The sequence below is a fragment of the Nostoc sp. genome, from assembly GCF_036917575.1.
Taxonomy (GTDB): Bacteria; Cyanobacteriota; Cyanobacteriia; order Cyanobacteriales; family Nostocaceae; genus Nostoc.
In genome coordinates, this window is record NZ_JBALDC010000072.1 from 51,751 (window position 1) to 76,885 (window position 25,135).

Genomic DNA, 25,135 nt, shown 5'->3' on the forward strand with positions numbered 1-25,135 from the left:
ATTAGTCTGTTTCTCTAGCCCTGCCTCGACTTAGTATCTTAAAATACCAAGAATTTCCTGAAGACACTGTAGATAACAAATGTTACTGTGGCCTAGTTGAAAACCAAGAGGCAGATAGCCTTTAGCAATATTGAATCTGCTTTGTGTTTTTACACAATACTCATAGTCATGGGCACAATATTCAAGTAGCTTGAAATATGAAAATCACTCGTATTCACCACCAGTTTGAAAAACTATGGTTAACCGTTTTACTTCCGTGAGTACTGCTCTCACACTTAAGGTAGTTGGAATAATCTGCATTTTGTCCTTTTTCGTTGACTTTTTGATTCTGTTGTTACCCTTTCAACCCACCGATCGGGTATGGCAAATCAATTTGGGAACCGCGCTCGTCGATCGAGGAATTGTTCCTTTAGTCGGTTTGGGGCTTCTATTTGCTGCCTATTGGATTGAAAATGCCGATCCAATAAGCGATCGCCCCCAAGGTATCGATTTCAGATTTCCCGCCGCGATCATCTCCAGTATTTTAGGGTTGATGTTCTTGCTGATTTTTCCTCTGCACCTAAATAACGTCAATCAAGCCAAGACTCAAACACTCAACCGAATTACTCAAGAAGCAGATCAAGCAGAAAGTCAACTGAACACTCGGTTATCGCAATTGCAAGCACAACTGAATACCGACCAAGGAAAAGCGCAACTAGATCAGCTGCGAAACCAAACCAAAGCTCAGTTTAGTGAAATCCTCAAAGATGACCAAAAATATAAGCAAGCAATTGAAAGCCCTCAAATTCCTGCAAATATAAAAGAGTTACTGAAGAAGGCTAAAACAAATCCCCAAGTACTTGACAAAGCTATCGAACAACAAACAGATGTTCAAACGCTGCAAACTCAACAACTGAGCCAAGTTCGCCAGCGCCGAGACGACGCACTGCAACAAGCTAAAGATACTGCTTGGAAGTCTGGACTACGGATTGGTATTAGCAGTTTGCTATTGTCCATTGGTTACATTATCATCGGCTGGACAGGCTTAAAAGGTAGGGGTGCTGTACAAGGTGGTAAACCTAGAGCTGCCACACGCTAATCCACTATTGGCATGGCAGTAAGACGTATTCAAATATTATTTACGGCTAATACTGCCATGCGTCTAATAGCTAATAACAATAAAAAGACAATTATCGCTGAGTAAAATCGCTATAAAACTTGAGTAATGTTCTCAATTTACATACTGACATATAACGAAGAACTAGATATTGCTGCTTGTATCGAATCGGCGATGTTATCAGATGACATCATTGTTGTGGATTCATGCAGTAGCGATCGCACTGTGGAAATCGCCAGTCGCTATCCCATCCGTGTTGTCCAACACGCTTTTGAAAGCCACGGACGCCAACGCACCTGGATGTTAGAATCTATTCCCGCGAAGCATCAATGGGTTTACATTCTCGAAGCTGACGAACGCATGACACCAGAACTGTTTGCGGAATGCGAAAAGGCAAGTCAGAATCCAGACTACATCGGTTACTATGTGGCTGAACGCGTCATGTTCATGAATCGTTGGATTCGCTACAGCACACAGTATCCCCGTTACCAAATGCGACTCTTCCGCCACGGTAAAGTGTGGTTTACAGATTACGGTCATACTGAGCGAGAAGTTTGTGAGGGTGCAACTAGCTTTTTAAAAGAAACATACCCACACTACACTTCCAGCAAAGGTTTGAGCCGTTGGATTGACAAGCATAACCGTTATTCTACGGATGAAGCCCAAGAAACGTTGTATCAGTTAGAACAGGGAAAGGTTAACTGGCAAGATTTATTCTTTGGTAAATCAGAAGTCGAAAGACGGCGTGCCTTGAAAGATTTATCTTTGCGTTTGCCCGCTAGGCCGTTGCTACGGTTTGTATATATGTATTTTATCTTGGGCGGATGTTTAGATGGACGCGCCGGAGTTGCTTGGTGTACATTGCAGGCATTCTACGAATACCTGATTTTGCTCAAAGTCTGGGAAATGAAGTATCTACCAAAACCTAATTTAGATACAACAGCAATTTTGCTACAAGAGAGTACACAACAGGTGCAGTGCGTAGATTCTGAAACTACACAGGTTGATGCAGCGTGAGCTGGAGATTATAAAGATTTCTTGTATAGCGATCGCAAAATCATAACGTAGCACAGATGTGTTATACAGATCCCTGACTTCGTACAAGTTGTCGGGGATCTTGCTTTTCATGATTCAAGACTAGATCAAAATTCCTAACTTTCTAGTGGGTTCTATATTCAGGGCAGGATACTCACCCCACAAGATAGATAATTTATTTATTGGAAATACTTAATAAATTAATATTTTTAACAGAACATTTTCATAAAAGCTACCCCTACTTAAAAGTGAGTGACTGACCAGATAAAGTAATTTATAGCAGGAGGCAGGAGGTAAAACTATTGCTAACTCTCTTCTTTCACCCCATCCTTATGTCCTAACTTGTGTGACTACGGCTATATCAGTTTATCCTGTAATACTTTCACAATAATGAGTAGCTTTTGATTAAGCACGTAGATTAATAATACCTAAGAGCTTGCAACAATCATTTACAATTATTATAAAGAAAAGTAACATTCTCTCAGAATAGCCAGTCACCATCGGATTGGTTAATCGTCTATGTGTATGCTAATAGGAAAATAGCTGATTTCCAACAGCAGGCAACTTGCTAGCGTTGTAAACAGTTACTTGCGGTAGAATCTGCCAAAGTTAAAGCCTTCGGAATTTGACGAATCTGCTGGTATGGATACGAATAACAAAAGTTCCTCTAGCTTAAAACAGGAGAATCAAGGCTTGGTAATCGATCGTCTAAAACAGGACTTAAAAAACGACCTGATTGCTGGTTTGTTGGTAATAATTCCCCTCGCAACCACTATCTGGTTGACAATTACCATTGCTACTTGGGTAATCAACTTCCTTACCCAAATTCCTAAACAATTGAATCCCTTTGACGGGTTAAATCCAGTTTTAGTAAATATACTTAATTTAGTAGTGGGGTTAGCTGTACCACTACTAAGTATATTAATAATGGGCTTGATGGCCCGGAATATAGCTGGGCGATGGTTGTTAGATTTTGGTGAGCGATTATTACAGGCAATTCCTTTAGCCGGACAGGTATACAAAACTCTTAAACAGCTTTTAGAAACGATACTAAAAGATTCTAATGGCAAGTTTCGTCGGGTAATTTTGGTAGAGTATCCTCGCAGAGGAATTTGGGCGATCGCTTTTGTTACTGGTGCAATTAGTAGTGACATCCAAGCTCAGATGTCTCGTCCTGTGCTAAGTATTTTTATCCCCACCACCCCAAATCCGACTACCGGATGGTACGCAGTCGTTCCTGAAGACGAGGTGGTGAACCTCTCCATGTCGATTGAAGACGCCTTTAAAATAATTGTATCAGGTGGCATTGTCGCACCTAATACGCCTTTGGTTTTCTCCGAATCCACGTTGGAAGTGAAACACGACGAAATCAAGCAGCAAGTTATTCCCGTTGAAGAAAGTTAAATTGGCACCAGGAAGTGGGTACTAAGAAAGATGAGTATGTGGATTTATACCGTAGGCAAATCTTAAAAGAATTTTTTCCTTAGTACCCAGTATCTAGTATTTTCTTAGCGTAATGTTGTTTTATTATGCGAAAATTGATATTATAAGAGATTTGTCAAGTCTTATTTAATCAGTTCTCGCTTAATCACCCCTCAGTTTTATGCAACCTCGTAAACCCCAGCAAATTGCTCGTGAATTGGCGCTTTTAAGCCTTAGCCAATTGCCAGTTAACCCCAAGAAATTAGATAAATTGGAAGACGATCAACTAGTATCCAAGTTGCTATTAGGAGCAGTACGCACTCTGACATCAGAAGTACAAGACACCCTCGATAATGCCGCAGGTGAACTACAACGCAGTAACGATCGCCTTTTAAGTAGCCAAACTCGGGCCTCTGACCTCAATACTGCTAGAACCATGCTTCAAGAAGCGATCGCCTGCACCCAGACAGCAATTAATCAGTTGGGTACAGCAGTTGATTTCCCAGTATTGATTCAGTTAGCTAATCAGGACAGAGGAGTTCGGAATTACGCTAAAGAGCTTGTAATTACCGTCAACGAAAATCGACACATTATAGATGAACTAATCTCTGCTGCCTTAGTAGATTGGCAAGTAACTCGTCTAGCCCAAATTGACCGCGATATCTTGCAAATCGCTGTGGCAGAAATGAAGTTCTTAGGAGTTCCAGATAGTATCGCCATTAACGAAGCTGTGGAGCTAGCCAAACGCTACAGTGGAGACGATGGTCATCGCTTTATTAACGGTGTTCTGCGCCGAGTCACTGAGCAGAAAAAAACTGCGTAGTACCCTTGCGGAATTCATAATTTTTATACTGTCGTGGAGAAAAGTCTGTAGCCGCTTCTGCGGCTTCTTCCAAGCGGAACTTCACCTAAAAGGAGACGCTGCCTGAACGCAAGCAACCGTCTGTTCTGCCGATTCTCCTCAAACTGGCGTTCAAAGGTGAGGATAAACCGAAAGTTTTCACGCCAAGAAAAAGTGCAAAGTTAAATTAAACTCATAACTTATAACTTATAACTCATATAACTAATACTGCTGCAATGGTTTTTAATTGGTTCCGTCGTCAACATAACGATTCTTCTAAGACTCCCTCTGATCAGAAACAGGAACAAACTCCTCCTGCACAAGAACCCCAACCAGAGCCAGCCGAAACCTCAACACCAACTGCTGAAACTGCACCAGAGACAACGGCAGACTTATTGGCATTTGCGAAAGCTGCCTATAAAAATATTCAACAAAAACAGCAAGTTGAGGTAGTAGAAACCCTACCTGATTCAGCGGATACCTTAGGATCATCAATACAACCTGAAACCGCAGAAACGGTAACTGCGGAAATTGCTGAAGCAGAAGCAACTGAAGAAGCTGCTAATACAACCGTAGAAACTACACAGCCAGAAGTTGTTCAAGCTTCTAGTGAGGAAGAAATTACAGAAGATTCCTCAGTGACAGCAATTGCCGAACAGCCAGATGTCAAAAACCCAGAACTCACGGTAAGTGAAGTTGAACCAACACCCACCGAACCACTAGCTACGCCAGAAGTAACACAACCAACAGCACCATCCTTCTTAGAGCGGGCAGCGGCAGAACGGCAAGCCAAGCTAGAACAACTAATAGCCACCGCCATTGAAGTTCCAGAACCTGAGGTAGTACAGTCAGTAGCGACAACCTCAGAAACAGGAGAAGAAATTCCTGGATTGGTATTTGATGATGGGTTTGTCTGGTCAGCGAAAGTTCTCGCAGCTCAAGGTAGAAGTGCAGAAGACGTTTCTATTGAAGAAATTACCTGGCTCAAAAAGCTCCGCCAAGGATTAGACAAAACTCGCCGTAGTATTCTCAACCAACTCAAGGCGATCGTTGGTCAAGGGCCGCTTAATCAAGCTGCTGTGACGGAAATTGAAACATTGCTTTTGCAAGCTGATGTGGGTGTAGAGGCGACAGACTTTATTATTAATGCCCTACAGACAAAACTTCGAGAAGAAGTTACCGCACCTGAAGAAGCGATCGCTTTCCTGAAAAAAATCCTTCGGGATATGCTGGATGCACCGAACAAAATATCTCACAAAACTACCTTTACCCCAGAAAAAGAAACCTTGAACATTTGGTTAATTACCGGGGTAAATGGTGCCGGGAAAACCACCACTATTGGTAAGATTGCCCATCTTGGACAAAAATCTGGTTATAAATGCTTGATTGGGGCAGCAGACACCTTCCGTGCCGCCGCTGTGGAACAGGTGAAGGTTTGGGGTAGTAGAAGTGGTGTGGATGTAATTGCCAATCCGGGAAAGAATACAGATCCGGCAGCAGTTGTATTTGATGCGATCGCAGCTGCCCAAGCACGTCAAACCGAATTACTTCTGGTAGATACAGCTGGGCGATTGCAAAACAAGAAAAATTTAATGGACGAACTCGGTAAAATCCGGCGAATTATCGATAAAAAAGCCCCAAATGCCAAGGTAGAATCACTATTGGTTCTAGATGCCACTTTAGGTCAAAATGGACTGCGGCAGGCCGAAGTTTTTTCCCAAGCTGCCCAACTCAGTGGTGTTGTCTTAACCAAGCTAGATGGCACTGCCAAAGGCGGCGTTGCCCTTGCCGTTGTGCAGCAGCTAGGTTTACCGATTCGCTTTATTGGTGCTGGCGAAGGAATTGAAGACCTACGCCCCTTTTCGAGCTATGAGTTTGTCGAAGCTCTCTTAAGTGGTTAGTTGAAGAATTTCGAGTTAAAAATTTTTCTTAACAAACTCAGGACTTACGCAATACTGTATGATTCTTCTCTGGGAGACACTGCGCGTTGGCGTAAACCTCTAACAGAGAAGGAGATTCAATAAATTAAGTTACACACTAATGGTTTAACTTTGTTACATCAGACCAAAAAGATAGAGTTGCTTCACTTTTATGCCATTTTGATGGGTTGAAATTTTGCGTATTCAGCAACCCAAAATTCATAAAATGAGAAATAAAAAATGAAAAAGCTCAATCTTGGCGATTATCCCAGCAATTATGGTATATAAATTCAGTATTTGAAAACTTATTGACATATTCTCAAGTTTGGGAATGAGTGAAAGTCTGTTTTTTCACAAATTAAGCTCAATTTGAGTGCTTATGGAGGTTTTCACTCAAAAGACTTCAAACAGCCCCCTGAAAGCGTTCTTAATTCTTCTTTGAATAAAGTATTTTTATGACTTTAGAGATATGCTTTGGTAATTAAGTTATGAAAAAATGAAAAGCTTTATGATAGAACAGCAAAACTAGTAATTTTTACGGCTAGAATTTGGACTAAAAATACATGATTTGAAATTACTAATATTCCATTAAAAATACAATGAGCAGATAAAATACTTATAAAATTTGCCTGTTACGTCTTTATACTCTTGCTAAAATGGCAAGTCTTGTCTAAATATGGTTTAGCAATGCCAAAGCCAAAAGATTTATAAGTAATCTAAAATCTGCCAATATAAAGTGCAATAATACCTGTGCCTGTGTCTCAACTGCCCTCTCAACCCACTGATAATAATAGTAGTACCACCACAGATGTCACACCAGTCGTGGCACTCAAAGAACTTGTCGCAAGGTTGCACCGGGAACAGAACAAAATTCAAGATTTGCTAAGTTCTTTAGGATTTGCCCTGAGAAGTTTCAATAATTTGAATCAGTTTTTGGAACTGATTCCGCTGATGGCAACAAGAGTGACAGATGCAGACGGCAGCGCCCTGTTTCTCTACAAACCTAATGGTCAAGTCAGGTTAGAACAGTTACATTGGCAAGATAGTGGTCAGCGCAAAAATATCCGCAAAGCGCTAGAAATAGCCAGTAGTCAAATCACGCTTTTGCCAAATACTGCCCCTCTAGCTAATAATGCCACGGGAATTTTAGATGACCAGATGCATCGCTATTTGGGGCCAGAGGTGCAAATCTTTGGTACAGCAATTCTAGTAAAACATACAGAACGGGGGTGGCTCTATGTCTTGAGCCGCGATCCAGAATATAGTTGGACAGAAACCAGGCAAAAGTTAGTTAGGTTAGTGGCAGACCAAACAGCAGTAGCAATCGAAAACGATGAACTAGCTGTAGAACTAAGAAAAAAAGAACGTTTAGACCAAGAACTAGAAATTGGCGCGGAAATTCAACGGCGACTTCTACCACGTCAATGCCCTACAATTCCTGGTGCAGTCCTAGCGGCACGCTGTAAACCTGCCAATCGTGTTGGCGGAGACTACTACGACTTTATTGCTACCAATCACAAGAAGATTCAGCCCAAAATTAAAGGTGGCACCGAAACTAGTCGCTGGGGTTTGGTTATTGGAGATGTCATGGGCAAAGGTGTCCCCGCTGGGCTGATTATGACGATGATGCGGGGAATGCTACGGGGAGAAGTACTACATGGTAATTCCCCAGCCAGAATTCTACAGAACTTAAATAGAGTTATGTATGCGGACTTAGAAAATTCCCACCGCTTTATAACGCTATTTTACTCAGAATACAACCCCGACAGCCGAATTCTGTCTTATAGCAATGCGGCACACAATCCTCCCTTGTGGTGGCACGCAGCGACAAAAACTGTCACCCGTTTAGATACTTTAGGAATGCTAATCGGCTTGGATGCTAACAGCCAATATGAAGATGCCCAGGTACAGTTAGAGCCTGGGGATACAATTATTTACTATACAGATGGTTTGACCGATGCCGCTGCTGCTGGTGGCGATCGCTTCGATGAAGACAATTTTGTTGCTGGCTTCAATACTGCTTGTAAATACTGCAATGGGCCAGAGGAGATTGTGGATTATTTATTTGACCAAGTTCAGCAATTCATCGGTGCTGATAAACAAAACACTGATGATATGACACTAGTTGTTCTGCAAATTTTCTAATCATTGGGCATATATGCTTGGTCAAGTCATGAGTCAATGCTTGGGGTTATGGTGACAGAGAATTCACCACAGTGATTCTACTAAATTTAATTTTTATTTATTTTTATTTAAATTTCCCTAGCGAGCGCCCAAATAGTTGTAAATTAGCCTTTTTTGGTGATTTGCTCGTATTTACCCTTTCAGATAATACATAAAAAATGATCGTTAGAATACTTTTCTGTTCAATTAAAAACTATATATTTTGCACATCTAGCACAGTAGGAAACGCTAAGGGGGAGAGCAGGTAAAAGGTAAAAGTACAAGGTAAAAAGTAAAAGGTAAATTTCCTTCTTCAATTTTGCTTTATTTCTATCTTGTGACGCAAGCATTTGGTCTGCTCACTTTTGGCGTTTTAATTTTTCTTTCTCCGCCGTAGCAAGTTCACAACAGCTACGACGGAGTTTTGCTTTATTTATTTCTTAGGTCTAGACTTAGTTATTTTAAAATAATTCGTAATTGATAATGACACTCTCTACGCGCAGCATCTCATAGAGAGTGTCATGACAATTAGTAATTAGTTAAACTTCTTTAGTATTTAAGTTAATAACTCTCATTTAATAATTTGTCAAGATATACAGCAGAATTCAGGAGTAAAACACCCTTTATATCTGGGTAACAAACGAATCGTTGTGTACCTGGCTTTCCTTAAAATCCGCTGTATCTCAAAACATTTTAGATGAAGAAAAATTTAGATAGCTATTCTATTCTTGCGCCCCAGCTTGTTGCAAACTCCGCACCACATTTTTATAACCATTAAATTCTGCAATCATCAAAGCAGTATAACCACCCCGGTTTTTCAAATTCACATCTGCCCCAACTTGGAGTAATAACTGCACAATTTCGCCATAACCTGCTGAAGCAGCCCACATCAATGATGTAGCCCTCGTTGAATCTTGAAAGTTTACATCTGCCCCGTTTGTTAGCAACAAATGTACGATCTCTTTGTGTTTGCGTTCGGTTGCCTTGATCAAAGCAGTTTTGCCATCATCCCCTGGAATGTTGACATCAGCACCATACTTTAACAACACTTGCACTGTTTGCGTGTGTCCTTGTGATGCAGCCAACGTTAAAGGTACTTCACCAAGATTTTTCCCATTTATATCTACGCCAGAACGTAGCAGTACCTCGACAATTTGGCTATGTCCCTGCAATGCTGCTACAAGCAGTGGTGTATCGCCCAGGTGGTTGCTAATTTTGACATCTGCACCCCTGTTAAGTAACATTTGCATTACATCAATGTAGCCTTCCACAACGGCAAGGTGTAAGGCAGTTTCACCATCTTTATCTTGGAGATTAATCTCACCACCTCCATCTAGTAAAGCTGCTGCGATCGCACTGTGTCCAGCCGCTGCTGCTGCCGATAGGGCAGTTCCACCATCAGCGTTTTTCACATTCACATCAGCCCCTGCTGCTAGTAGTGCTTTTACAATCTCCAGATTTCCCACGTCTGCCGCTAGCATTAAGAGTGTCTCACCCTCTTCATCGTGGATATTGACATCGACACCAATTTGGAGAATTGCTTCTATAATTTCTATTTTTCCCTGCCTAACGGCAAGTTTCAAAGCCGTATCATCATCTTTATCAGCGACATCAACTTGGGCACCAGCAGCCAATAAAACTCGCACTACATCAATATGACCTTTGAGTACTGCTGCCATTAAAGCTGTACTGCCATCTTCATTAGTGGCATTAACATCTGCACCTCTAGATAGTAAAAGTTGCACAATGTCAAGCTGTTTGGCACTAGCCGCCAACATCAGAGCCGTCAAACCATAGAGTTTTCTGGGAAAGTTGATATTTGCCCCAGCATCCAAAAGCGATCGCACAATTTCGGTATAGCCTAAATTAGCAGCAAACATTAACGCCGTAGTGCCTTGGCGATCGCACGCGTCCACCCTCGTCCCAGCAGCTAGTAGCGCACACAGCTTTTTAATATCACCACTTTTAGCAGCTTTAAGCAGCAAAGTATCTTTGTTTTCAGTCATGGATCAGATCCCACACAGGGGATTTTGTTCATCTACCCTCAAAATTTAGTCTGAGATTGTTTATCCACTTTGGCAAGAGGCCGAAGGAAAATAGTCGGTGAGGATGGTAAGTCTCTTTTAATTTGTGCCAATTTAAGCACAGAAAATAGAGTTATGCTAATTTTTATGAAGATTTAATGATTAGGCGAGAACACGATGAGTCTGGAACTTTCTACGTCGGTAAAATATTGGCTGAACTTCATTCATCCGGTGCTCATGTGGGCGCTATTAGCACTCTCAATTTATGCTGCCTATTTGGGGCTGCAAGTACAGCGTACCAGAAATGCTCAGGGCGAAGAAAAGAAACAACTGATTAAAGGTAGATATAACGTCAAACACTACCAAATGGGGTCTATACTCCTAGCTTTGATGGTAGCAGGTGCGATCGCTGCTATGGCTGTCACTTACATTAATAACCAAAAGTTATTTTTCGGATCTCACCTACTAGCGGGACTGGGTATGACAAGTTTGATTGCATTTTCTGCGGCTTTGTCTCCTTATATGCAGAAAGGGGCAAATTGGGCACGTGCAACTCACATTTTGTTGAATTTTATCCTTTTGGGACTTTTTGCTTGGCAGGCTGTTACTGGGGTGCAAATTGTCCAAAGAATTCTTACTCAAGCATAGTTAAGTATTCAGGAATTTAGAGTTTTTTTGACTCTTGATTGAAGGCGGAGCGTCTTTGGCTCCGCTTTTGACTGGAGGCTAAGTATCTTTGGCTGTATTCTTAAATTACCGCTTTTGTTTAAAATTAGCAGGAAAAGGTATTTCCAAAGATTTATGAAAATCTTCCTGAACTTTGCGAGTTAAGCGGCGGGAAACTTGGCGGACAATTTGGTTAAGTAAGCGATCGCCTGTAGATTGAATTATAGACTGGGGTAATCGCTGAATAAACCGGGGAAAATGAAGATAAACTATCAAATCCAATTCCCATTCAACTCTTGTTACCTTGCTAATACTAGTGGAAACATCGGTTTCTATTAACTGTAGAGATGCACGATAGTCTACGTCATAACCAGGCGGTTGGTAGTCAGGAATAGGGATTGTACGGATGCGGTAAATACCTTCCTCAGGGGGCAACAATTCCAAACCAATTTTTGGTTCTACTTCATAACCAAAAGAACCAAAACGACCAATTACTAAAGTATAAGCATTTTCCCCAAGCGATTGTACCTTCATGGGTTCAGCGCAGCGCGCAAACCATGAAGCGTGAGCATTTAGATACTCAGCAACCTTCTCTACTGGGGCAGCCATTTCCATAAAATCTTGATAACGACCGGAAAATTTTGTGAGCGTCGCTACATTTGTTTCTGTTAACCTGTCCTCGGTTTCTTGGCTGGACGCTACAGGTAAAACTGCTTCTGTTATTTCCCAGGATTTATATTCGCCTTTTCTTGAAAGCATAAATGCATTACTGTATATTTTGGCGTTAGTCTATATTAATGATTCCCCACACACCTGGGTCATTTCGCATTCAGATCCCATTTTGACCGAAACCTCATTAATCTGCGATCTACTCCATAGAATTACTAAAATAAAGAACAGAACAAGCACACAATAGTTTCCCAGGATAGCATTTATCATGAAAGCATTTGTAGCAGGGGCAACAGGTGAAACAGGTCGCCGGATTGTGCAAGAATTGCTCGCACGGAATATTCCCGTTCGAGCCTTGGTGCGGGATATAGAGAAAGCTAGAGGTATTCTGTCTCCTGAAGCCGAATTAGTGGTAGGCGACGTGTTACAACCAGAAAGTTTAACTGCTGCGTTGGCAGATAGCACAGTTGTATTGGTTGCGACTGGGGCAAAACCTAGCTTTGACCCCACTGGCCCCTATAAAGTGGATTTTGAAGGGACTAAAAATTTAGTAGATGCTGCTAAGGTAAAGGGAATTGAGCATTTTACCTTAGTTTCTTCTTTGTGTACTTCCCGGCTTTTCCATCCTCTGAACTTGTTTTGGCTAATTTTGTTGTGGAAAAAACAAGCTGAAGAGTATATTCAAAAAAGTGGTCTTACTTATACGATTGTCCGACCTGGGGGGTTGAAGAATGAAGATAACTCCGACCACGTCGTGATGCAGAGTGCAGATACGCTGTTTGATGGTAGCATCCCCAGGCAGAAAGTTGCCCAAGTTGCTGTTGAGGCGCTGTTTGAAGCAGATGCACGCAATAAAATTGTCGAAATTATTGCTAAACCTGAAGCAGTCTCAAAAAGCTTTAAGGAGTTATTTCAGCAGTGCTGATATTCCACGGAATTTTATTGCTTCTGTCTGTTATTTTCATCCCCAAGATCATCGGTTCACATCTTTAAAGTAATGCCTACGCACTTTTTCAATTAGCTTGCATTATCTAAATTGACCTCCCTTTAATTTTACTATTTAAAGCGATCGCTCCATCTTTCCTGCAAGGGCTTGTTCCCAAATTGCTAAATCCTCCGGTCGGTCAACATCAGCTAAGGGCAACAAGTCCACGTATGATAAATTAAGTTTCTGGGCAATATCCACGGTTTTTTGGAATACTTGAGCAGTTCCCCACTCGATGTTAACGAATAGCTCCGGGATGGGTTGGCGCAAACCAATTAAGTAATATCCACCATCAATGGCAGGCCCAAGTACGAGTTCAAAGGCGTGTAACTTCTTAAAGGCTGTTGCTAAAATCTGGGCATTCACTCCAGGACAATCTGTACCAATGATAATTACTTTTTCTGCACCAGCTTGAAAAGCATCAAAAAGCGATCGCGCCATCCGCAAACCTAAATCCCCTTCACCTTGAGACTGGTAAACCAAATCCAACCCCAACCAGTCTTGCATAAGTTGCGAATCGCCACCTGCAAATCGCACTTCCACAGATAGGGGACTGGCTTTTTGCAATTCTTGAACTTGAAATATTGTATGCTCAGTCATTTCACGTTGAAGATTGGCAGCACCAACATTTCCCAAAACAGGTATCAATCGAGTTTTTGTCTTACCTGGTTCTGGATAACGGGTGAAAATAATTAGATGATGTTTTGGGTTTGCTGGTAAATTAAGCACACAATACCTTGTTTAAATCAACTAAAAATATATTAATTTAAATAGATTTTTTCAATAGCATAAATGTGTTTCATCTGAGATTGATTAGTTACATCCACTATCCTTATCAGTCCGCATTGCGCCTAGTAAGGTTGAAACGAAGACGCACCCTCTAGTAGCACTGCTATTTCGAGGCATGAATGTAATTTTACCCAATGGCCCATTTACAGAACCATCATACTTGAACTGTACCCGATAGTAGCTAGTACTAGGAATTTGATAAAAAGTGGAAGTAAATGTAATTGCTTTAGAGTTATCTGTAATCAAGGATTTCGCATTAGTGGTTTGACAAGAAGTTCCAGGTTGTATAGAAGATAAAACTTGATTGCCATCATCCCAAAAACAAGCTTGCCAAATAACTCTTTCGCGTTTGGCATTAACTTGGGCATCACGCAATAGTGTCAGTGCTGTATTTTTTGCAGTATTTACCCTTTGACGATTCAGAAATCCCAGCCAGCCAGGAATTGCGATTGCAGATAGCACACCGATCATGAGAATAACTACAAGTAGTTCAATTAAAGTGAAACCACCCTCTGGTTGCTTTGATATAAATTGTTTTTTCATCTTTGTTTATAATTCAGCTATGATTCGGGAATTTTATTAATAACGCCACGTATAAGTACTTGAGTTTGTAGAACAGGAGTATAACTATTAGTTGTTACTCCTGTTTTGCCATTAGCATTACCCCTCAGATAGATCACTACATCTTGATTGACTCCACTGGCAACTGCTGTTGATGTTGAAGCTGGCACAGCAGTTCTAACACAGGCAAAAAAACTATTACTTGTAGTGCTGCTTGAAGGAGTACGAATATAGTTAGTGTCACATGTGGGTAAAGTACCAGTATTTGTTGCATCAGGAGCATCAACAAAATCTACTAAAGCGTTAACACCACTTGCTAATGGTAGAGATGCTTGCAAATTAGTACCATCACTAGATTTTCTTGGCCATATTTGAAATGAAGTATTATCTGTTTGGGATGGGTCTACATATCCTGTGGATTGGGTCAAGTCAGTAGCGGAAATAGCACTATATTTACTCAGAGCATATCTTATAATCCTAGATTTTCCCCGCCAAGTGTTATCAGAAGTAGTTGATTGTAAATAAACAACCAATGTATAAGTCCGACGCTTAACTAAAAGGTCTAAACAATCTTGTTTTTTAGTAGCGTCAGTTATACCACTGCAAGTACCCAAGGTAGTCAAGGTAGCATCATCAATTACTTCCGGTTTCCAAAAAGCCAGAACAGGTTTTTGAGTAGCAGTAATTAATGATGTTGGTAAGTAGTTTTGCAACCCTGGGCAATAATCACTACTAGCTGTAGCACTAGTAGTTGGGGCAGTACCTTGGACTGTAGTTGACATACAATTGTTGTCGTAAACATACACTGCCTCACGTAATTCTGCTGCCATATAGTTTAATGCCGTTTTCATTTCCTGTTGGGTTTCGTTGCGGGCATTTTCCCGACTGTCAACTTGCAGGATATCTACAACCAGTGACAACAAAGCCGAAATAATCAAAGAAGCGATTAAGAGCGCTACCAAAAGCTCTATAAGGGTAAAGCCTGCTGTTTGGCTTTTTTTAGAAGAAATCCACAACCAATTCACTAGCAATTTCAGATGTCTTTTTATCATATATTTTCAGCTTTATAAAAATAACAAATATTACATTAAATACGGTCAAGCTTAAAAAATATAAAAGAGATTTTAATCTAACTCTATAAAAAACTTTGAGAGGAAGTGAGGGTAAAACGTATTTGTTTATAAGAGAGGTAATACATTTTATTTGCTTAACTCAGTTAGGCAATTTTTAAGCTCGACTTATCCATTCTTTTACAACACTATAATCTAGTGAATTCGTTGCACGAACGTCTTAGCTTAAACCTTTCTGGTACAGTCTTTTGACTTTTTAGCTTATCAATAATCTGTGATATTAAAGCTTTTTGCCCAGTCAATAAAAGTATTTATTTTGGATAAAGTCGAGCTAAGGTTATTGCAAGAATTCCTTATATCTAGTTAGAGAATCTTTGAGATCGCTGCGAACCACAGAAGTGTACATCACAGCCAAAGGATACTTTCGCTGTTGTCCCTGTTCTGTAGTGAACTTAAGAGATGCTGGGGTAGTTTGCAGTCCTGACTGTCCATTAGCTATAGCTGCATACACTCTTACCCCCATTTGAAATGCAACTACTTGAGAGGGGGTTCCATAACTCTTTTCCTTAGTACGGAATCTTTGTATATAAAAACTGGGTGTAGTACTGTTATTAATATAGACAGGGCAAGCCTGAGATGAAGTAGGACTACTAGTAGTAAAACTAGTGCAGGGATAAGTAGAAGAAAGAAAAGTTGTAGGCGCTCCCACTGCTTCTGCATCACCTGTTGCTTCTGATGAAGTAGAGGGTAGAGAAGGTAACACACTATTGGCGTAACCTCCCTTTTCGGCCAATATACGTATTTTATCAACTTCGCGTTGAGCCAATTGCATTGCTTGTTCAGCTTTTTGATTTTGAACGCGAGTAGCTACTGCTAAAAAAATCGGAGGAGTAATTGCTACAACAACGATGGTAATTACAATCATCGCTATCAAGGATTCTATGATGGTAAATCCTTCTTCTGGGTGTCGTTTGACAACTGGCTTTTGTAACTCAAGATAAGTTTTGAGTCCTTCTGACAGATGCAAGCAGATATTAATTCGTAGCATATTATCCTCCTTCAACTGAAAGTATTAAGAACAAGAGGCAGTAGGATCAATGTAGGGTCCGCTTGCACTCGTCTTTGCACAGCGCAATTTCTTAATATATGGGTCGTCTACAGCTAGCTCTCGGTAAACTTCACTACGGTTAGTACTAGGAACAGCAAAGCGTCGAGACACTGGGCCTCCTGTTTGAAATTGCAAGGCGACATCATAACCCCAGCGACGGTTAGGCGGAAGGAAGTACCAGGTGTATTCAGTACTCGAACTAGGTGAATTACCTGGTTCCCAAGCTTCTTGGTCAAAGTTACCTGTAGCTTGATTACTGAATCTTAATTGTATAAAAGCTCCTGACATGAAAAAATCTTGAGAGTTCCAATTTTCAATCATTCGCGGGAACATATGGAAGCCTCCATAAGACTGCCCACCTCGAGATGGGATGATACCTTGAACGATAATTGTATTGACTCTAGTGGTATTAGCAACACCAAGGCATTTTCTAGTAGAACCCGTATCGCAACCCAGGTCTTCATCTGCAAATTTTAGGTAGGTTTGTGAAGGGCTGCCAGACATATTCAAGAGATCGTATTCTCTAGTAGTGCCAGATGTATCTTTATAAAAAGGTTTGCCATTTACAGAAACTTTAATTGGCGATAGATTATCAAAAAGATTTTCCCGAACCCAATCATTATTTGTTGATGCAGGGTTCGTTGATAGTGATTTAATTGCTGCTACAGGACGGTTTTGGTTGAGGTAGGAAGTGTATTTAGCAGCTGAAGTACAACCGTACTGATTGCTTAAATTTAAAACGGATGATAAGGAAAGGATATTGGTCGTATCTGTCGGATTTACTTTAGGAGTCTTAGAATTCCAATTAGGATAAGTAGGATAGATAATCCCATCTTCTATGCTGCCATCACAGAATTGATTGGACAAAATATTAACCTCATCGCCCAGAACTTCTGTCGGTCGCCAAGTATCTGATGCTGGTTTGGCAAACCTATCATCTTTCCTAGTTCTTTTATAAAAATTAGACCAGTCGTCTGCCTTAAGCTTGCCCAGCTGGTCGTAAGCTGTGCTTTCGGGAGGGTCGTTTTTGAACTCTTCTAATAATTTGCTGTCAGTATTAGTACCATCGGTACTGTGGAGGTTGAAATCTCCTTGAATATAAACAGAGTTGTTGGAAACAAAGGACATACCAGCAGTGTTTGTCCCCCTATCTAACCTAGAACCATTTTTCAGGCGGAACCCATAAGGACGACGATCTGGATCTGCATAGTAGTCTACAGATTTGGTAGAAATGCCATTTATATTGTCGATGAGCGGGTCTTTAAGATTACCAGGTTGAGCATTCATATTGGTAGTATTGCTTGCTCCTGCGGGTCTAGCAATACCATCTTCCCTGACTGCATCTTCTCGAAAGGCATAAAATATACCATTGGGAGGCGGAGCGTTAGGATCGCTGGCAGTGTTATCGTTAATTGGTAGCCATTTATCAGTACTTGGAGCAGTTGTAGTTCGCAATAAGTTGAGGTCAATATCTAATGCCCGCACGCTCATCATTTCCCGCCCGTTAAACAACGCAGCATCTTTAAAGGCGATTTGGTGGTATGTCGTAGTAGTCCCGTCAGTGTATTTAACTAGGTTGTTGAGGTTTGTTGTGTTGTTATTAGGTAAACTACTGTTGCTGACACTGCTGGTAACGTCTGTTCTAGGAGTAGTCCAATTTGCTGGTATTTTTGGGCTAACCTGGATAGTTGATAGGTCAATGACTTTGTAGCGATTAGTTACAGAAGTTGGGTTGACTGTTGCACCAATTATATATAAGTCAATCCGGTCTTCAGCGTGTTCACTCGTCGGGAAAATGTAAAACAGGGCTTTATATATAGGCGTAGTAGCACAGAGTTTATTAAGAGGAGTTCTATCAGTAGTGTCAGTACTACTAACATAAGTGTCCTTGGTATTATCAGTAGTGTTAAAGTCGCAAGTATAATTTGTATTATTACTACGATCCAATCTAACTTGCTCCTTGGTGGCAATTAAGCGTGCTAGAGGCTGCTGATTAGTGGGCAAAGCACTGATCGCTTGTTCTGGCGTACTTGCAGTGATACCATTTAATGCTGTATTTAATTCATCCAAAAGTTTTGCAGTTCCTGTTCCCCAGTTGTTCGTGTAAACATATTCATTGAGATAGCTGATGTTGTAAGCTAGCATCCCCAACATACAATTCGCTGTATCTCGGTATGATCGATCTGCAATACTTGTACCGGATAGCGATCGCCGCAAATTAGAAAAATTCCCATATTTGGTCAGTTCAGGATAGGGGTGCATCATCGTTGATGTAGATGCTTCTTGTTTAGGTGGAAAAGCACCATCTGGATCTCCTGCAAAATATGCCAGGTTCGCCCGCGCATTGCTTAAAGCCGTTAAAGCAGCACTGCTAGTAGGAGGACTACTAAACTCCCAACCATTAGTGCCTCTGCCTGTGAAAAAGTCGGTAATAAGTCTATTAGATGCATCTTGATGTGTTATGGTGTCAAACGTAGCGCTTCGCTTAAGGGTTTCTGCTGTTCCTGGATGAACCGTAGTTGCCATACAAGCCACAGGAGTTAGTCCACTTCCACTTTGATAGTGATATACAGAAGTAGCTTGCACCGCTGCTAAATTATCTCTTTGAGTGCGGCGCTGGAGAAACTCATGTTGCCTACCAGAAGGGAGACTGGATGCAGTTCCAAGCGGATCACCTAATTCCAATCTTTGCCCTACAATCACTCGCAAACCACCTGTGACTGCTCGTCGCTCCCAATAGCCATCCAAACCCAAAGCGTCTGGATTTTTCGGGTCTGGGGGAGTATTTCTGGTGAGAGAATCGTAATTTGTACCAGCGTTACTAGAAGTAATCAGATCACCGACTTTATTGGTTGATGGTATTTTTACTAGACTAGTACTAATGGGTTTACCATCATAAGTAGGGTTTGGTCCATAACGGTCATCAGCCCGATAAGTATCATCTAGATAAGGCGGATTTGTTTCTTCATTAAAAACTCTTTTACTTGTAAAGAAATTCCTTGTTGTCCATGCGGTATCTCTATATGTTGTATTTGTTGTATCAGAACCTCTAGCTTTAAATACATCCTGTGTCAATAAAGCTACTGGATCAAGGGCTATATCAGCAGGTGTTTTGTCGCTTGGAGGAGTGACTGAATCTGTAGTTTCCCCAAATCCTTGATTTTGGGTTGGAGGATTTCCATTACCGTTAAATAAGTCAAATGTTGATGAACCCCCGAATTGTTGGCTGTTGTTACCTTCAGCTTTGCCTAATCTACCTGCAACTATTTGACCTTGAAAGGTAGTAGCACCTGACGTATCAGTATAACTACTGACTGTGACTTTAGAATCACTAGCTGAAGTATTGACACAAGAAGAGGGAGAACTAATTAAGTAAGATTTAAAAGGATTGCTATATGATCCAAAGAACATATTTCCATCACTATGTATAGCTCCGTTCCAACGGAAATTAGGATCTTGAGCTACTTCAAAGTCATAGCGGAAATAAGCTCCCCATTTATTACCTTTATCTACTTGTCTATCTTGTTGCAACTCTAGTGTAGTTACAGTTCTATTTGGTTTGTCAGCATTTGCTACAACAAAAGCGTTAACTTGAAAAGTCTTAGCTAAAGTTGCAGCGTTAATAGGCAGCCAATCTCTTTCATTGGCTGCCAATTGAACTGTACCACCACATTTGTCTGCTGTAGATTTATTAGTATTGACCGGGCCGTTGCGAACAACAAAGTAAGGTGCTTTTGCAGTATCAGCATTTGTTACTTCAGCATAAGTAGTAGTAGCATCTGCACTTGTTGCTTGCTTTTTAAAAATAATTGAATAGGCAATAGTTTGATTGTTTTGTGTAAAATACCAGCCAATACCAGGGTTGCTGTTAGAGTCCTGAAAATTGGCGAGGCGTGTTTCACCTGGGAGTGTATAAATGTCAGTCCCACTGGCGGGTGCTTGAAGAATACTTTGTATAGTGCTATCTGATGTTACCCCAGCAGGTAAACGAGTATCTTGTCTAAAAAGATATTCTAGCTTTGCCTTAGCTCGGTCTACTGCTGGTGTGGCTGCATTGTAAATAACCTGTTGTTGGCGTTCGCTAATAACCTGACTGCTACGACTCAAAGTCCGAAAGATTATAGCTGAGACTACCAAAGTTACGATCAACAACAGCATAACGGTTGTTGGCAGTACAAACCCACCTTGGTGTCGCTGAAAATTCACACGTAAAACACGCGCTAACCAGCGAGTAGCTGATGTTCTTAAAGTTTTTTGTAATTTAATAACTTGCCGCAGAAAGCGGGTAAATGCTCTAATGTATTTGCGCTTAGTCATAGGTGTATTATTAAAACCAAAGAGTTTAGCTCCCCCTTCCCTTGTACAGAAGGGGGATAACGTTTTTGATTACTGAATCGATGCTCTAGCTTTAACAGGAAAGTATTGGACAAAGACCTGTGCTTTTAGGATGAAATTTTATTTCAGTAATGGTATTGGACTTTACCCAATCTATACTGATGATCTGAGATTACCCACTTACTTGGCAAAAACTATCACCGTCAATTACAAAAACTAGATGAAATTTTTACAGATTTTCAGGGTGTATTATAAATGCACCCTAAATTTTTCATAAAAAATATTTACACGAGTGCAAAAAACTCAGGCTTTAATAATGATTAAGGCTAATTGCTACTTGTTTTGCCATTGCTTCCAAGCGTTTAATTTCTAGGGTCTTGATTGCTTTAGTAGACAGGTTGAGTTTTCCCTAGCGATTACTTAGAGGCTACCAAAGGCTTTTACTTGACAGGTTGGCTTACTGAAGGTGCTTGGTATGGTGCTGGGAGTGGAAAACAAACGGCAAAGGAATTATTTACCTTTCTGTCAGTTAGTTCACATTTAAAATATATAGAACTCCTATTTGATTGCGTGAAAAACTCCGTACAAGTCGAAAAGGCTCATTCTTTACTCCCTACTCCCTGCCTATCGCGCTTGCGCTGCACAAGCGCACCACGCAAATAAGTTCTGTGGCATAAGATAAGGCAAAGCGTTAGTTTGTCAATTATATGGGTAATATAAATTTGAGGATCAATGCTTGATCTTTACTTGTTCCTCATGCAGCCTGCTTTCAAAAGGATTTCACTATCCAAAGCAGAAACTCACAAATAGGAAAAAATTCAGCTAACACCGACACCTTGTGGATAAAATGCTATTGCTGTTAACCCACATTTGCACGAGATTGCTGAATATGACCACATCCACTAACTTTACTGTAGCCATTTGCACCTACAATGGTGAAAAGCGTTTGCCTGAAGTTTTGGAACTGTTGCGAACCCAAGTAAACATCCAATCTCTTCGCTGGGAAGTTATTGTCATCGATAACAACAGCAAAGACAACACCGCCAAGATTGTCCAAGAATATCAAGAAAATTGGTCAGTTGCTAATCCGCTCATTTATTGTTTTGAACCACAACAAGGTGCAGCCTTCGCCAGAAAACGGGCTATTCATGAAAGTCATGCTGAACTCATTGGCTTTCTTGATGACGACAACTTACCAGCATTAGATTGGGTTGCAGCAGCTTATGCTTTTGCACAAGAGTACCCGAAAGCTGGTGCCTATGGTAGTCAAATTCACCCGAATTTTGAGGTAAAACCACCAGAAAATTTTCATCGAATAGCTCCATTTTTGGCAATTACAGAGCGTGGCTCACAACCTCTTTTGTATGAACCTCGCAAAAAATTACTACCTCCCTCGGCTGGAGTCGTTGTACGTAAGCAAGCTTGGTTGGAAAGCGTTCCTGTAGCTTGTGTTTTAACAGGTAGAGTAATAGGGAATATGTTAACCAGTGAAGATTTGGAAGTATTGTCATATATCCAAAAAGCAGGCTGGGAAATCTGGTATACCCCTACGATGCAAGTGCATCACAAGATACCTAGTTGGCGCTTACAAAGAGACTACTTAATTCCATTTTTTCGGGGAATTGGACTCAGCCGCCATGTCACCCGTATGATCAGTATTAAACCTTGGCTCATACCGTTGGCAATAATTGCTTATATGACCAACGACATACGTAAAATTCTCTTTCACTTGCTGAAATATCGCACACAAGTTAAAACCGACTTAGTAGCGGCTTGCGAAATGGAACTGATATTAAGTAGTTTGATCAGTCCTATTTACTTATGGAAAACCCGGTATTTAAACCAGAGTTAAAAATGGCTTTAATCGATTTTACAGCAGTAATTCCAACTTACAATGGTGAGCTTCGTTTACCTGTAGTTATAGATCAACTACTTCATCAAACAGGAGTAGAAAACCTCAATTGGGAAATTATTGTTGTTGATAATAATAGTACAGATGCTACAGCAACGTTAATACATAAATACCAACAAAATTGGTATCACCCGTTTCAATTGAAATATATTTTTGAAGCAGAACAAGGGGCAGCATTTGCAAGATCAAAAGGTGTTTTAGAGGCAAAAGGTGAAATTGTCGGTTTTTTAGATGATGATAATTTGCCTGCACATAACTGGATTATAGAAGCATATAAATTTGCACAAGAACACCCTCGAGCAGGAGCTTGGGCTAGCCAAATTCACGGTAATTTTGAAGTAGAACCGCCAGAATCTTTCAAACCAATTTTATTTTATCTTGCGATTACAGAAAGAGGTGATAAGCCTCATATATACGAAGCTTGCAGGAAAGGCTTTCCTCCTTCGGCTGGCTTGGTTGTACGCAGAAATGTATGGAGAGATAATGTTCCTATTCGCCTTTTTTTAATAGGTAGAGTTGGTTCATCTATGTTAGGGAGTGAAGATGCTGAATCTTTACTATATATTCATAAGGCTGGGTGGGAAATTTGGTACAACCCAGCAATGGTAGTAAACCACATCATTCCATCTTGGAGATTAGAAAGAAATTACTTAATTTCTCTAATGTATGGGGTTGGTTTAGCTCGCTATTACTTGCGTATGCAACTTCTTAAAAGTTGGCAAAGACCTTTATTATTTTTGATATATTTTATCAATGATATACGCAAAGCCGTATTGCATTTTCTTTTATATCGAAGAGTTTTGAAAAGCGATATTGTTGCCGCCTGTAAAATGGAACGACTAATTGCTACTGTTATTAGTCCTTTCTATTTGTGTAAAATGGCTTTTAAAAAATGGCTCTTCAGTATTACCTATGATGCTGAACTAAAATCAGAACTTGACTTTAAAATCTTAGGTTAGAAGCATAAATCTGGCACATAAGCATAAAAATTTTACTCATAATAACGACTGCTATTATTGCCTAGCAATGGGTCCAATCTTTTTAATAGACCGATTTAGAATACTACAGTAAACCTCTTGCAAAAGTCTCTCAGGCAAATTCGGTTTGGGAGAGATGAAGCTCGTAATTGTAGAGAGCAGCAATAAGATTAAACCTCAAACTAAATCTTTTTCGACGATTACTATAAGTCAGGGATAAAATTTTAAATACCTTCAGCTTCCGATGTACATGCTCACCTAAAACTATAATTTTAGCTAATTCTTGATTACTCTTTTTATCTTCAGAAGTTAACTTACCTCCTCTGGACTTTTTCTTAGGAATGTGACTATTAATTATATTTAAAAAATTATCAAATTAATATAAATAATTTTCCTTTGATTAGTATTTTTGTGGTTTTTACAATTTTTTATGCATATTATTGTTTTAGAAAATGAAGTATCCTCTCTACGTGGTGGACAAGAGTTAAGCCTATTTGATGTTTGTTTTGGTCTATATCAACGTGGACACACTATCACTTTACTTTACACAAAAGAAGGCGATTTACTTCAGCAGTATCGTGTTTTTTGCACTGAAATAGTAAAAGTTGATGGTTTCAGAATTGAACGAAAAAAAATAATTGATTCACTGCAAAACTTTTTTATAGATACGAGAAAAATAAAAACTACTAAAGATAGCATAGTGTATAGCAACCAATATCATAATAGTTTTTTTGCTTATACATTAGCAACATCCAAGAATATACCCTTTGTTTGTCATCTTCGCCTACCGCCACTACAAATCAAAAAGTTTGGTTTCCAGTGGAGTATTGGCATGTCCGGTGCAAAACATTTAATTGCGGTTTCTAGTCAGACCAAAATAGATTGGATAAAGCAAGGTTTCAAAGAAGATAAAATTGAGGTTGTACACAATGGAATTAACACTGATAAATTTCAACCATCAGCCTATGTATCAATCCTTAAAAAGGAATGGGGTATTTCTGATGATGTAAAAATTATCTCATACATTGGAAGATTGGATAAGGAGAAGGGACTCGAAACACTGATTAGAGGTTTTTCTTTATTTCTTAAAACTCACAAGAGTGGCAAGTTATTGATTGCTGGCAAACCATTATGTTATACAGAAGAATATAAACAGTCTTTGGAACATTTGACATCTGAACTGGGGATAGCAGACTCTGTTAAATTTCTTAGTCATCTAACTAATCCTATTCCTCTCTATCAAATAAGTGATGTGACAGTTTTAACTAGTTTACATTCTGAACCATTTGGTAGAGCAATTATTGAATCAATGGCTTGTGGAACTCCTGTGGTCGCTAGTCGTATTGGCGGAATACCTGAAATATTGACAGGAGAGTTTCAAAAAATGCTCTGTGAACCGGGAAATGCACAGGATTTGGCAGATACTTTGAATTTTGTATTGAAATGGAAAAATTTAGATCCTCAGTTAAGTGTGAAATGTCGGGAACATATATTACGTAGTTTTAATGTAGACAAAATGGTTGATGGCATTGAAACAATTATCTTAAAATCTCAAAATTAAAG

18 protein-coding genes and 2 pseudogenes are annotated in these 25,135 nt (G+C 40.1%); 11 read left to right on the forward strand and 9 right to left on the reverse strand.

What is annotated here, in order from left to right:
• Positions 1-235 precede the first annotated feature (235 nt).
• The 6 genes from hpsJ-B (at position 236) to V7K79_RS21280 (ending at position 8,458) form a co-directional block, all read left to right on the forward strand.
• Positions 236-1,078 carry a hormogonium polysaccharide biosynthesis protein HpsJ gene (gene hpsJ-B, locus V7K79_RS21255; protein ID WP_335050123.1) on the forward strand — a complete coding sequence of 281 codons (843 nt, stop codon included), beginning with the start codon at positions 236-238 and terminating at the stop codon, positions 1,076-1,078.
• Between the two features lie 126 nt (positions 1,079-1,204).
• Positions 1,205-2,113 carry a glycosyltransferase family 2 protein gene (locus tag V7K79_RS21260; RefSeq protein ID WP_335050125.1) on the forward strand — a complete coding sequence of 303 codons (909 nt, stop codon included), beginning with the start codon at positions 1,205-1,207 and terminating at the stop codon, positions 2,111-2,113.
• Positions 2,114-2,773: 660 nt separating this feature from the next.
• A complete protein-coding gene (locus V7K79_RS21265) occupies positions 2,774-3,535 on the forward strand; it encodes a DUF502 domain-containing protein (protein ID WP_335050127.1) in 762 nt (253 codons plus the stop codon).
• A 199-nt stretch (positions 3,536-3,734) separates the two neighbouring features.
• Entirely contained in the window at positions 3,735-4,376 is a 642-nt protein-coding gene (gene nusB / locus V7K79_RS21270) for a transcription antitermination factor NusB (RefSeq protein ID WP_335050129.1), read from the forward strand.
• Positions 4,377-4,630: 254 nt separating this feature from the next.
• Positions 4,631-6,295: a signal recognition particle-docking protein FtsY gene (ftsY, locus tag V7K79_RS21275; protein WP_335050131.1), complete on the forward strand. Its 1,665-nt coding sequence runs from the start codon at positions 4,631-4,633 to the stop codon at positions 6,293-6,295.
• A gap of 768 nt (positions 6,296-7,063) precedes the next feature.
• A complete protein-coding gene (locus V7K79_RS21280) occupies positions 7,064-8,458 on the forward strand; it encodes a PP2C family protein-serine/threonine phosphatase (protein ID WP_335050133.1) in 1,395 nt (464 codons plus the stop codon).
• A 740-nt stretch (positions 8,459-9,198) separates the two neighbouring features.
• On the opposite strand, the gene V7K79_RS21285 is transcribed toward V7K79_RS21280, so the two are convergent.
• The gene (locus tag V7K79_RS21285) at positions 9,199-10,482 is read right to left on the reverse strand and encodes an ankyrin repeat domain-containing protein (protein ID WP_335050134.1); all 1,284 of its coding nucleotides are present in this window, start codon (positions 10,480-10,482) and stop codon (positions 9,199-9,201) included.
• Between the two features lie 195 nt (positions 10,483-10,677).
• Here V7K79_RS21285 and V7K79_RS21290 point away from each other — a divergent pair, with 195 nt between their 5' ends.
• On the forward strand, positions 10,678-11,148 hold the full coding sequence (locus tag V7K79_RS21290; RefSeq protein WP_335050136.1) for a DUF4079 domain-containing protein: 471 nt from the start codon (positions 10,678-10,680) through the stop codon (positions 11,146-11,148).
• A gap of 105 nt (positions 11,149-11,253) precedes the next feature.
• Here the strand turns inward: V7K79_RS21290 and V7K79_RS21295 are convergent, their stop codons facing one another.
• Positions 11,254-11,925, reverse strand: coding sequence for a DUF1997 domain-containing protein (locus tag V7K79_RS21295; protein ID WP_335050138.1), 672 nt, complete (start codon positions 11,923-11,925; stop codon positions 11,254-11,256).
• Positions 11,926-12,103: 178 nt separating this feature from the next.
• Here V7K79_RS21295 and V7K79_RS21300 point away from each other — a divergent pair, with 178 nt between their 5' ends.
• The gene (locus V7K79_RS21300; RefSeq protein ID WP_335050139.1) at positions 12,104-12,760 is read left to right on the forward strand and encodes an NAD(P)H-binding protein; all 657 of its coding nucleotides are present in this window, start codon (positions 12,104-12,106) and stop codon (positions 12,758-12,760) included.
• A 135-nt stretch (positions 12,761-12,895) separates the two neighbouring features.
• Here V7K79_RS21300 and V7K79_RS21305 read toward each other — a convergent pair whose 3' ends face one another.
• The 6 genes and pseudogenes from V7K79_RS21305 to V7K79_RS21330 form a co-directional block, all read right to left on the reverse strand.
• Positions 12,896-13,549 (reverse strand): TIGR04282 family arsenosugar biosynthesis glycosyltransferase, encoded by a 654-nt coding sequence (locus V7K79_RS21305; protein ID WP_335050141.1) that lies wholly within the window; start codon positions 13,547-13,549, stop codon positions 12,896-12,898.
• Between the two features lie 84 nt (positions 13,550-13,633).
• On the reverse strand, positions 13,634-14,152 hold the full coding sequence (locus V7K79_RS21310) for a type II secretion system protein (RefSeq protein ID WP_335050142.1): 519 nt from the start codon (positions 14,150-14,152) through the stop codon (positions 13,634-13,636).
• A 17-nt stretch (positions 14,153-14,169) separates the two neighbouring features.
• Positions 14,170-15,222: a PulJ/GspJ family protein gene (locus tag V7K79_RS21315; protein WP_335050144.1), complete on the reverse strand. Its 1,053-nt coding sequence runs from the start codon at positions 15,220-15,222 to the stop codon at positions 14,170-14,172.
• A gap of 355 nt (positions 15,223-15,577) precedes the next feature.
• The gene (locus tag V7K79_RS21320; RefSeq protein ID WP_335050146.1) at positions 15,578-16,288 is read right to left on the reverse strand and encodes a prepilin-type N-terminal cleavage/methylation domain-containing protein; all 711 of its coding nucleotides are present in this window, start codon (positions 16,286-16,288) and stop codon (positions 15,578-15,580) included.
• Between the two features lie 24 nt (positions 16,289-16,312).
• Entirely contained in the window at positions 16,313-20,665 is a 4,353-nt protein-coding gene (hpsA, locus tag V7K79_RS21325; RefSeq protein WP_335050148.1) for a hormogonium polysaccharide biosynthesis protein HpsA, read from the reverse strand.
• A 328-nt stretch (positions 20,666-20,993) separates the two neighbouring features.
• Positions 20,994-21,234 (reverse strand): annotated as a pseudogene (locus V7K79_RS21330) (L28 family ribosomal protein).
• A 338-nt stretch (positions 21,235-21,572) separates the two neighbouring features.
• Between V7K79_RS21330 and hpsE (V7K79_RS21335) the strand changes: the two are divergent.
• Both hpsE (V7K79_RS21335) and hpsE (V7K79_RS21340) read left to right on the forward strand, forming a co-directional pair.
• Positions 21,573-22,535: a hormogonium polysaccharide biosynthesis glycosyltransferase HpsE gene (hpsE, locus tag V7K79_RS21335; RefSeq protein ID WP_335050150.1), complete on the forward strand. Its 963-nt coding sequence runs from the start codon at positions 21,573-21,575 to the stop codon at positions 22,533-22,535.
• Entirely contained in the window at positions 22,505-23,554 is a 1,050-nt protein-coding gene (gene hpsE / locus V7K79_RS21340; protein ID WP_335050152.1) for a hormogonium polysaccharide biosynthesis glycosyltransferase HpsE, read from the forward strand. Before hpsE (V7K79_RS21335) ends, hpsE (V7K79_RS21340) begins: the two co-directional genes overlap by 31 nt.
• A 130-nt stretch (positions 23,555-23,684) precedes the next feature.
• Here the strand turns inward: hpsE (V7K79_RS21340) and V7K79_RS21345 are convergent.
• Positions 23,685-23,921: pseudogene (locus tag V7K79_RS21345) on the reverse strand (IS5/IS1182 family transposase); the annotation flags it as partial.
• An 81-nt stretch (positions 23,922-24,002) separates the two neighbouring features.
• Between V7K79_RS21345 and V7K79_RS21350 the strand changes: the two are divergent.
• On the forward strand, positions 24,003-25,133 hold the full coding sequence (locus V7K79_RS21350) for a glycosyltransferase family 4 protein (protein WP_335050154.1): 1,131 nt from the start codon (positions 24,003-24,005) through the stop codon (positions 25,131-25,133).
• Positions 25,134-25,135 lie beyond the last annotated feature (2 nt).

Excerpts from the sequence above, each read along its gene's own strand:
- nusB (WP_335050129.1), top strand. The coding sequence starts at position 3,735 with ATGCAACCTCGTAAACCCCAGCAAATTGCTCGTGAATTGGCGCTTTTA.
- ftsY (WP_335050131.1), top strand. The coding sequence starts at position 4,631 with ATGGTTTTTAATTGGTTCCGTCGTCAACATAACGATTCTTCTAAGACT.
- hpsJ-B (WP_335050123.1), top strand. The coding sequence starts at position 236 with ATGGTTAACCGTTTTACTTCCGTGAGTACTGCTCTCACACTTAAGGTA.
- V7K79_RS21260 (WP_335050125.1), top strand. The coding sequence starts at position 1,205 with ATGTTCTCAATTTACATACTGACATATAACGAAGAACTAGATATTGCT.
- V7K79_RS21295 (WP_335050138.1), bottom strand. The coding sequence starts at position 11,925 with ATGCTTTCAAGAAAAGGCGAATATAAATCCTGGGAAATAACAGAAGCA.
- V7K79_RS21320 (WP_335050146.1), bottom strand. The coding sequence starts at position 16,288 with ATGCTACGAATTAATATCTGCTTGCATCTGTCAGAAGGACTCAAAACT.
- V7K79_RS21290 (WP_335050136.1), top strand. The coding sequence starts at position 10,678 with ATGAGTCTGGAACTTTCTACGTCGGTAAAATATTGGCTGAACTTCATT.
- hpsE (WP_335050150.1), top strand. The coding sequence starts at position 21,573 with ATGACCACATCCACTAACTTTACTGTAGCCATTTGCACCTACAATGGT.
- V7K79_RS21300 (WP_335050139.1), top strand. The coding sequence starts at position 12,104 with ATGAAAGCATTTGTAGCAGGGGCAACAGGTGAAACAGGTCGCCGGATT.
- V7K79_RS21285 (WP_335050134.1), bottom strand. The coding sequence starts at position 10,482 with ATGACTGAAAACAAAGATACTTTGCTGCTTAAAGCTGCTAAAAGTGGT.
- V7K79_RS21315 (WP_335050144.1), bottom strand. The coding sequence starts at position 15,222 with ATGATAAAAAGACATCTGAAATTGCTAGTGAATTGGTTGTGGATTTCT.
- V7K79_RS21310 (WP_335050142.1), bottom strand. The coding sequence starts at position 14,152 with ATGAAAAAACAATTTATATCAAAGCAACCAGAGGGTGGTTTCACTTTA.
- hpsE (WP_335050152.1), top strand. The coding sequence starts at position 22,505 with ATGGAAAACCCGGTATTTAAACCAGAGTTAAAAATGGCTTTAATCGAT.
- V7K79_RS21350 (WP_335050154.1), top strand. The coding sequence starts at position 24,003 with ATGCATATTATTGTTTTAGAAAATGAAGTATCCTCTCTACGTGGTGGA.
- hpsA (WP_335050148.1), bottom strand. The coding sequence starts at position 20,665 with ATGACTAAGCGCAAATACATTAGAGCATTTACCCGCTTTCTGCGGCAA.
- V7K79_RS21265 (WP_335050127.1), top strand. The coding sequence starts at position 2,774 with ATGGATACGAATAACAAAAGTTCCTCTAGCTTAAAACAGGAGAATCAA.